We start from the raw sequence: 255 nt of genomic DNA on the forward strand, positions 1-255 counted from the left end.
GCGTCGGGGTCCGTCGTCGAGGCGCGCGGCTCCTTCGGCGTCTTGCCGTTGTTGCGCTTGTCTTCCCGCGCCTGGCGCTGCCGCTTGATCTCGGCGAGCGCGGCCTGCGCTGCCTTCAGGCGCTTCGGGCGTTCACGCGCCGCTCGCTCCTTGGCCGCCTTGATGCGCTGGTTGCTGGCATCGGAGCGGGTCTCGACCTCGCGCTTGAGCTCCGCCACCATCGCCTGCGCGGTCTCCAAATGGCGAGCGAGTGTT

Annotated in this window: 1 pseudogene; it reads right to left on the bottom strand. The window is 70.2% G+C overall.

The features are described from left to right. Positions 1–255, bottom strand: a pseudogene (locus FNJ47_RS47175) (IS5/IS1182 family transposase); the annotation flags it as partial.

The organism is Bradyrhizobium uaiense, from assembly GCF_010811875.1.
GTDB classification, from domain to species: Bacteria; Pseudomonadota; Alphaproteobacteria; order Rhizobiales; family Xanthobacteraceae; genus Bradyrhizobium; species Bradyrhizobium uaiense.